At 29.9% G+C, this 6,683-nt stretch carries 6 protein-coding genes; 4 read left to right on the top strand and 2 right to left on the bottom strand.

Annotated features, from left to right (window positions below; all coding sequences use genetic code 11):
- The coding region (locus tag ACTFWY_RS17355) for a transposase (protein ID WP_439939967.1) at window positions 1-149 on the top strand (149 nt) is incomplete at its 5' end.
- A gap of 236 nt (window positions 150-385) precedes the next feature.
- Here ACTFWY_RS17355 and ACTFWY_RS17350 read toward each other — a convergent pair.
- On the bottom strand, window positions 386-3,034 hold the full coding sequence (locus tag ACTFWY_RS17350) for a GA-like domain-containing protein (RefSeq protein WP_281957549.1): 2,649 nt from the start codon (window positions 3,032-3,034) through the stop codon (window positions 386-388).
- Window positions 3,035-3,360: 326 nt separating this feature from the next.
- Window positions 3,361-3,690: a hypothetical protein gene (locus ACTFWY_RS17345; RefSeq protein WP_010709180.1), complete on the bottom strand. Its 330-nt coding sequence runs from the start codon at window positions 3,688-3,690 to the stop codon at window positions 3,361-3,363.
- Window positions 3,691-4,237: 547 nt separating this feature from the next.
- Here ACTFWY_RS17345 and bioB point away from each other — a divergent pair.
- From bioB to ACTFWY_RS17330, 3 genes are read left to right on the top strand one after another with little or no spacing between them, the layout of a single operon-like run.
- Complete coding sequence (bioB, locus tag ACTFWY_RS17340) at window positions 4,238-5,188, top strand: biotin synthase BioB (RefSeq protein ID WP_010709179.1); 951 nt, start codon at window positions 4,238-4,240, stop codon at window positions 5,186-5,188.
- Window positions 5,188-5,853, top strand: a complete 666-nt coding sequence (gene bioD / locus ACTFWY_RS17335) for a dethiobiotin synthase (protein WP_016250321.1) — start codon at window positions 5,188-5,190, stop codon at window positions 5,851-5,853. The genes bioB and bioD overlap by 1 nt, the downstream gene beginning before the upstream one ends.
- A complete protein-coding gene (locus ACTFWY_RS17330) occupies window positions 5,846-6,409 on the top strand; it encodes a biotin transporter BioY (RefSeq protein ID WP_010709177.1) in 564 nt (187 codons plus the stop codon). The genes bioD and ACTFWY_RS17330 overlap by 8 nt, the downstream gene beginning before the upstream one ends.
- Window positions 6,410-6,683 lie beyond the last annotated feature (274 nt).

The following is a 6,683-nucleotide window of genomic DNA, read 5'->3' as shown; positions in this document are numbered from 1 at the left end:
ATGCCTTTAAGGTGTCCCACTCAAACGGCGTCACTGAGGGGCTGAATAACAAGATCAAGCTGATTAAACGAATTGCGTTTGGTTATCGCAACTTTTATAACTTTCGGGCACAGATCTATTTACAACAAGGTCTGATCTTTGAAAACTAAAAAAATATGCGGCGCACAGAACGCGCCGCATATCGGACTAAGTTTTATTCAAATTTGTCTTCACCAACACGATTTGACGAAGAGCCTAAATAAAAAGATCATCTAAAGTAGAAAAGAGAAATCCTACATTAGATGATCTTTTATTATCATTTTATCAACTCTATTTAACAAATAGTCAGCTTTTTATTGATAAAATTTATATACCTATCCTTTCTTAAAGAAGGATACAGACAAACTTAATTCGTATTATTTTTTCTTTTTTTTATTCCTAATAATCCTATACTACTTAAGAATAGTAAACCTCCATAAATGGTTAAAATAGAATCAGATTTTTCACCAGTTTTAGGAAACTGTGAGTAATCATTTGTAATCAAAAATATTTTTTCAAACGGCATAAATGAAGACTGTTTTATTTCTGGCAAGGCATCCACTAACTTGCTTGCGTCTTCTTTCTTCGCGGTAGTCGTGTCATTCAAGCCATCCACTGCCGCTTTTTCCTCTGGAGTCACTAAACCGTCGGTTTCCACTTCAGCTTTCTTATCTGCTCCAGCTTTGCTTGCGTCTTCCGCCGCTTTCACTGCGTCTGCCGCTCGAGTATCATGCAGGATCGTTAATGGAACTTCCACCATAACCGTTTCGACACCATTACTAATTGTAACTGGAATCTTTACTTCCCGACTATTTTCTCCATCAATCCAGTCATTGATAAGTGGAGTACCAATTAGATTACCTGTTTCATTTATAGATAACCCAACGAGCCCTTTTGGAAGTTCTCCAGTTACAATTACAGACCCTGATTTATTGGACTGTACTACATTATTTAGAACAATACTTTTACCTTCTTCAATAGGACCTTGTGGAGCATGTACTTCTCCAGCTAGGTTAGATTCTTTTTCCCATTGAGCAAATACCGTTATATCTTCATTAAAACTAGAACCATCATTGACAGTTTGTCCTATTATCGTATCAGTATCGGTGGTTACTATTTTTATTTTTTCTCCATTTTTATCAAACCAATCGTACGGACTCACCAAAGGATCAGTATCATTAAAAATTTCAAATCCGTCACTTTTTCCATCACCATCAGAATCAGCATTTATGTAGTTGGTTCCAATTCCCATGTTTGCTTCGTATCTATCAAGTATCCCATCTTTATCCGTATCAATTAATTTAACGAAAGTTGCCGCATGAGTATTATTTAATATCAAGCCATCATCATTTGATGAACCATTTAACGTAGTTGAAAGATATCTGTTTACTTCTTCAGCAGCATTAAGAACTGGATTATATTTGTTTTTGTCCCAAAGCCACATTTTAGAAACCAAACTACGTGCTTTATTAATATTTTCTATGGTTGGATTTTTTACTGCAAATTCAACCATCTCTTTAGGATCCACTATAGAAGTATTGTCTTCAGAATTAATAGTTATAGGTTCCTGTGGATTACTATCTCTTTTTTCAATCCATTTCGTTAATTCCTGTTTAAATGTATCGAATGAGGAATCTATTTTACGGATAGCTTCTGTAGCTTCTCCTTTTACTAGCTTAAAGGTTGTATTATCTCTAATAGATACATCAAGTTTTAATAATTCTTGTTTGAAATCAATGAGATCGCCCAGATTTTTTTTCGCTATTAATCCTAAACTGATTGTAATCTCTTGGCGATTAAGTAATGCACCACCTAAAATTCCCTTTTTGTATATATCTTTAATCACTAACGAACCATCAGGAAGTTTTTCGAACTCATAATTTTTATTGTCAATCTTTATCGTATCAACTAAATCACTTAATTCTTTCCCTGTATTAATATGCAAGTTATAAGGACTACGTTTCCCTATCGTTAAGCCATAATTACCGGTATTTACTCCATAATTAATATCAATAGTATTATTGGTATAGTTAAAATTAGAACTAATTTTAGGACCATTATTATTGACAATATCTTCATCTTTGAAAAAGGTATCTTTACTTAATATTAATTTATTGTTTTGAAGTAAAATATTTAGATCAAAATCAGAAATTAGATCATTTTTTACTCCCTCTTTTTTCTCTTTAAATCTAGCCCAAACTTGGAAAGGTATTTCACTATTGAGAACTTCTTGAGGAGTATCATCTTTAAAATAAATATCTATTGTTCCGTTAGTACGACCCACTAAAGCAGCACGAACCAATCCTCCTCTTTTATCTGTACTAAGAATACCAGAAGACCAAATATTGGTTTTATTGGGCAATTCATACGGATTTTTAGAAATAATTGTTTTACCATCTAGAACTATTTTTTCAACATATGGTGCAAATTTTTCATCAATTGAATAGTACATTGTTCCGCCTGCAAGATCAAAGTACGCTTCAGATGCTAAATTTCCCTCCATATCAACTTTATAATGTTTCTTTCCATCATCAGTAGTAACTAAACCTCGATTATATATACCAAATCCATATGGAGTATACGCATCTCGTTGATTACCTACTATTTCTTTATTTTCTACTACTTTTACAAAGCTCTCTATACTTTTCGCTCCATCTTTTTCCGCAACGAAAGAGTAGTTATCACTTTTGCTAGCTTGTGATTCTAGAGGATATTCAAAATTTCCATCATCGTCTGCTTTAATAGACCCCAGTTCAATACCATTTTTATAAATTTTTATCGTTACTCCTGGTTCAGACTTTCCTTTAATAGTACTATCATTTTCGTAAATCTCTTTTGTGACTGGCATTTGAATACTCAAACTTGGAACAGGAGATTCATTATCTCTTTTAGATCTTCTTATTTTATCACTATCATTAAATGATTCAGTTCCAGCATTCAATACAGAGATATTGTCATTCCTTTTAGCTATTTCAGTTTTATCAGCCTCTTTCATTATTTCCTTAGTAGTTTCCACTGAGTTTTCTACTAAGTCCCTATTATCACTTTTACTATTATTATCGACATTCTCTGTTTCCGAAGGAATTGATTTGATAGTACTATCACTTTCATTTAATACTTTTTCATCATTAACTGTAGATAGCGCATCATTTTCTGCCTTGGTAGTTATTAAATTAGTATTCTCTTGTGAATCATCCAGATTTAATGTTTTAACGGCTGATTCTTCAGATTTTTTTATAGAATCAGAAGATTCTACTTGTTTTATTGATTCAGATCCTGATACATCTTTATGAAGATCCTGTTCGACTTCACTTGTCTTTGAATTTTTTTGATTTGAACTTTCTATTGCTTCCTCAGCCAGTATAGTTCCTGAACTTGTAGGTGTTTTTTACTATTTTCACCGTTACTAATTTTAGTTCCATCAATTTCATGAATCATTTTATACTCAGTTGATTTGGTAGAAGAATCATTTTCTCCAATAATTGTACTACCAGAATCTTGTATAGCCTGATTTGTACTATTATGCACTTCATCAGCGTAAGCTAATGTTGTCCCACCAAACGCAATACTTCCGAAAAAGATACATCCGATAATTACTGATGCTGCTCCACCGCCTCCGTGTTTCTTTTTAATAGCAAATTTTAGTTTCTTTTCTTTACCAGTAAAAAACATATTTTCCTCCTTAAATTCCTAAAATTATTTTAACAGCATAAGAATAAAATGAACGTGCATTTTATATAAACTATAAAAATGTAATAGATTTTATAGCTAGTATATAATAAAACATATAATACTTAATTTCAACATGAACGTTCGTTATTAATTATCATTTTAATTTTTTGCAAATGTTCTATTATTCCGTTTAAGTATGCTCTATCAAATGCTGTTTGACCTTTAGCTGATAAATATGATTAATTAAGGGAAAAAGGACATATTCATCTCCTAAAACTCTTAGATAAATGTCTTTTTAGGTAGGTAACAATTGGCAAAAACTAATTTTTTGAACGCTAGTAACTGTTGATAAAGAAAAGATAAAACTAACATAATTTTTTAATTAAAGAATATACAGCTTTCCAAATGTTTTCATTTTAACTGTATTCCTAAACTAATAAGTTTATCCTTTGTTAACAAATTTTTAAATATTATTAGTAATTTCCCCTTCACTTTCGTCAACCTATGTAATATAATTGGTTAACCATTTATAAGGAGAATTACTATCATGATGAATACTATTAATACAAAAATGACAAAATCTGACTGTTTAGAAATTTTAAGTTCGAAAGAAAATATTTGGTTTTACTATTCGCAAGCCCTATATATTAAAACTAAAAATATGAAAAATAAAATAAGGTTAAATACACTTCTAAATGCTAAAAGTGGATTATGTAATGAAGATTGTGGTTACTGCGCCCAATCTAAAAAAAGTAAAGCAACTATTCAAAAATACAGTCTTTTACCCCAAGATGAGATTATACGTAAAGCATTGATAGCAAAAAAGAATAATTCAAGTGTTTTTTGTATTGCTCTAAGTGGAACTAGACCTACTCAAAAAGAAGTATTAGATCTCGGCGAAACAATTAAAGAAATTAAGCGCATTATGGATATCGAGATTTGTTTATCTATTGGATTAATCACAGATAATCAGATAAAATACTTAAAAAAATGCGGAATTGATAGATTAAATCATAATTTAAATACTAGTAGGGAGAACTATCCTAATATAACTACTACTCATTCCTATGACGATCGTCTAAATACGCTAAAAAAAATAAAAGCTTTTGACATAAATATCTGCTCTGGCTTTATATGTGGAATGGGAGAAACTGATACACAATTAGTCGATTTAGCTTTTGAATTAAAAGAACAAGAGCCTTTTTCAATTCCTGTAAATTTTTTATTACCCATTAAAGGAACCAAACTTGAAAAATATAATGAACTAACCCCAATAAAATGTCTAAAAATTCTAATAATGCTTAGACTATTGTTTCCAAAAACAGAAATTAGAATAAGTGCTGGTAGAGAATTTCATTTAGGAAGTCTTCAGCAATTTGCTATTTTAATTGTAGATTCTATATTTTTAGGAAACTATTTAACAGAAAAAGGCGCGGATATCACAGAAGACTATCAATTATTAAAAGAGTTAGAACTTATCGTAGAGGGGGAATTATAATGAATATTAGTATGGTGATTTGTGGAATAGATACAAATTGTGGTAAATCAGTAGCCAGTATTTTAATTTATGAATATCTGAAACTCTATTTTTCAGTTAATCCAATTATTGTAAAGCCAATGCAAACAGGACAAGAGCTTGATACTATTTTTTATCAACAGTGTGATATACCTCAAAAAAACATTTTTAATTTCTATTCATTAGATATCGAAGCCTCACTACATACTGCAGGGAATTTAACAAATCAAAAAATTGACTTACAATCCTTGTTAGATCAATCAAAATCTCTACTAAGTGAAAATCGACCTAAAATATTTGAATTAGCTGGTGGAATTTTATCTCCTATCAACGATAAAGAAACAATGTTAGATTTTGTAAAATTATTAAAACTTCCAATTATCTTAGTTGTAGATAATTACTTAGGCTCAATCAATCATACTTTACTAACTATCCATCTTTTAGAAAGCAAGAATATAGAAATTTTGGGATTGATTTACAATAATACAGATTCTAGAAATTATTCTACTGAATTGTTTGAATATATTACTAATAATACTTGTATTCCTCAGATTGGTAAAATTCCTTATCTAAAAAATTTAAAGTATGTTTTGAAATCAGAAAAAGAAAAACAAAATTTAATTAGGGAGTGGCATTTAAATGTATAGAAAGAGTCAAATGATTGCGCGAATGTCATTAATGTTGGCGCTGTTAATTATTACAGCTAGACTTGTTATTCCTTTACCTTTATTTGATTATTTATCTTTACAGATTATTACTGTTTATCTCATTTATCCTACATTAGGTATGAAAAACGGTCTGATCGTAACCTGTAGCTACTTAATTCTAGGAATAATAGGTCTTCCGATATTTGCAAGCGGTGGTGGATATGCATATATTTTCAAGCCAACTTTTGGTTTCTTGCTAGCCTTTGTGACTTTACCTATTATACAATCGTTCATCTCAAATAAATTTAATAATGGTATCTACTCTTCTTTTAAAAAAATTACTATTATAAATATTTGTTGCCTACTTTATATTTATTTAATAGGAATTATTTATAAAATATTAATCTTGTCTTTCTACACTAATAATGTAACAAGTCTCTCAATTCTGATCAGTGTTACTACATTAATAGACTTTTCTTTTGACTTACTATTAGTATTAACAACTAGTTTAATTATGTTAAAATTAAATCAATATAATAAATCTTCATCATATTAATTGTATTTTTTAAACTAATAAAGATATATTTAGCTTGTATAAACTTTTTCAAAAAGGTTTCAATAAATGAGTTGCATTATAAAAAGAAATGTTTTTTCACCCTTTTTTGTGATGTGATTGTTGATCACAAAACTTCCAGTACTTTTTTATTTACTAAAATAGTTGGTTCTATAATATTTTGTGTTGGTGGAAAATCGAAGGCGATTTTCTACTAACACTTTTTCTTCGTTTCAACTCAAAAAGAGACTCACTTTTGGTAAAATTTAGTCGACCA

Origin of the sequence: Enterococcus sp. 125944 (assembly GCF_051909435.1) — a bacterium.
In the GTDB taxonomy this organism is placed as follows: domain Bacteria; phylum Bacillota; class Bacilli; order Lactobacillales; family Enterococcaceae; genus Enterococcus_D; species Enterococcus_D gallinarum.
This window is presented reverse-complemented; position numbering and strand designations above follow the sequence as displayed.